This window comes from Aeromicrobium sp. PFPM2_SD2 (assembly GCF_057364525.1).
On sequence record NZ_JBNFNZ010000401.1, the window covers coordinates 1 to 2,250 of the forward strand.

Annotated in this window: 2 protein-coding genes; both read right to left on the reverse strand. The window is 71.8% G+C overall.

Annotation, left to right across the window (positions count from 1 at the left end):
• On the reverse strand, positions 1 to 656 hold a 656-nt coding region (locus AC2W7G_RS14225; RefSeq protein ID WP_485869010.1), incomplete at its 3' end, for a Mur ligase family protein.
• A 321-nt stretch (positions 657 to 977) separates the two neighbouring features.
• Positions 978 to 2,045, reverse strand: a complete 1,068-nt coding sequence (mraY, locus tag AC2W7G_RS14230; protein ID WP_485869011.1) for a phospho-N-acetylmuramoyl-pentapeptide-transferase — start codon at positions 2,043 to 2,045, stop codon at positions 978 to 980.
• Positions 2,046 to 2,250 lie beyond the last annotated feature (205 nt).

Genomic DNA, 2,250 nt, shown 5'->3' on the forward strand with positions numbered 1-2,250 from the left:
GGCGCGGCGAGGGCGTTCGCCACCTGGTGCGGCGGGGGCGTGCGTCCGGGCGTCTGCTCGAGGTCGCGCAGGGTGCCCAGCTCGGCCGCGGACGTGGCGCGGTTCTCGACGAAGGCACGGTCGGCCAGGACGTCCTCGACCAGGCCCACCATGCCGGGCGCCGGGACGCCGAGGGTGAAGCCGATCGCGCGGCAGCCCTCGACGACGTCGGCCTCTTCCACCATCCGCTCGGTGGCCGGGTCCTCGACGTTGTAGACGCACGCGACCTGGGCGTTCTCGTAGGCCTTCGCCTTCGCCGCGGCGTAGCGGGCCAGCGGGTCGTCGGCGCCGCCCGGCTCGCTGCCGTGCCAGTCCAGGTGGTCGGGCGCGAGGTTGAGCACGGCGGCGGCCTGGGCCGACATCGACTCCTGCCAGTACAGCTGGAAGCTGGACAGCTCGACGGCCAGCGCGTCCCACGGCTCGGGGTCCATGACCGCCTCGAGCACCGGGGTGCCGACGTTGCCGACCGCGATGGCGCGCTCGCCGGCGGCCTGGAGCATCGCGGCGAGCATCTGCACCGTGGTGGTCTTGCCGTTGGTGCCGGTGACGACGAGCCACGGGGCCGCGTCCTCGCCGCGCAGGCGCCAGGCCAGCTCGACCTCGCCCCACACCGGCACGCCGCGCCCAGGGCCTGGCGCAGCAGCGGCGCGTCCGGCCGCCACCCGGGCGAGACGACGACCAGGTCCACCGGCTCGGGCAGCGTCGCGGTGCTGCCGGACCGACCCGCAGCTCGACGCCCAGGACGCGCATCAGCTCGGCCTGCTCGGCCATGGCGGTGGGCTCGCGCTCGTCCACGACCACGACCTGCGCCCCGAGGTGCTGCAAGGTGTCGGCGGCGGCGAACCCGCTGCGGCCGAACCCGGCCACGACGGCGCGGACGCCGCTCCAGTCCGACGTACGGCCCAGCTGCGTGACGTCGACGCGCCCGCTGCGCTCGCTCACAGGCTCGCGACCCACTCGGCGTAGAAGATGCCCAGGCCGGTCGCGACGCACAGCGCGCTGATCAGCCAGAAGCGCACGACGATCGTGACCTCGGCCCAGCCGAGCAGCTCGAAGTGGTGCTGCAGCGGCGCCATACGGAACAGCCGCTTGCCCTTGCTCAGCTTGAAGAAGCCGACCTGCAGGATGACCGACATCGTGATCGCCACGAGCAGGCCACCGAGCACGACGAGCAGCAGCTCGGTGCGGGTCATGAGCGCCAGGCCGGCGATCGCGCCGCCGAGCGACAGCGAGCCGGTGTCGCCCATGAAGATCTTCGCCGGCGAGGCGTTCCACCACAGGAAGCCGATGCACGCGCCCATGAGCGCCGACGCCACGACCGCGAGGTCGAGCGGGTCGCGCACCTCGTAGCACTTGGAGACGAGCGGGTTCGTGTCGCAGTTCTGGTTGCTCTGCCAGATGTTGATGATCACGTACGCGCCGAAGATCATCGCGCAGGTGCCCGTGGCCAGGCCGTCGAGGCCGTCGGTCAGGTTGACCCCGTTGCTGGTGCCGGCGATGAGCACCAGCACCCAGACGACCAGGACGACGCTCGGCAGCGTCCAGCCCGGGATGTCGCGCGTGAACGAGACCGCGTGGGTGATGACGGTCGAGCCCTCGTCGTCCTCGAGGTTGATGGCCAGGATCGCGAAGATGAGGCCGATCAGGGTCTGGCCGACGAGCTTGGCCTTGCTGCGCAGGCCCAGGCTGCGCTGCTTGAAGATCTTGATGAAGTCGTCCAGGAAGCCGATGAGCCCCAGGCCGCAGAACAGGAACAGCAGCAGCAGCGCGGACGCGCTGGGCTCGGTCTGGGTGACCAGCATCGACGCGGCGTAGCCGACGAGCACGGCCAGGATGATGACCAGGCCGCCCATCGTGGGGGTGCCGCGCTTGGTGTGGTGGGACGTCGGGCCGTCGTCGCGGATCAGCTGCCCGTAGCCCTGCTTCACCAGCACGCTGATGGCGACCCGGGTGCCCAGGAGCGTCACGAGCAGCGAGACCGCACCGGCGATCAGGATGGCCTTCATCGAGCGAGAGCTCCGTTCAGGGGACGACAGGGGGTGGGCAGGACAACGAGAAGTATGCCGTCACCCGGACAGGAGGGCGTCGGCGACTCGCTCGAGCCGGGCGCCGCGGGAGGCCTTGACCAGGACGGCGTCACCGGGCCCGACCCGCTCGCGCAGCCAGGCGACCGCGGCGTCGGTGTCGGCGACGGCGACGCCGCGCTCCCCC

Coding starts and splice junctions, on each gene's coding strand:
- mraY (WP_485869011.1), bottom strand. CDS start 2,045: ATGAAGGCCATCCTGATCGCCGGTGCGGTCTCGCTGCTCGTGACGCTC.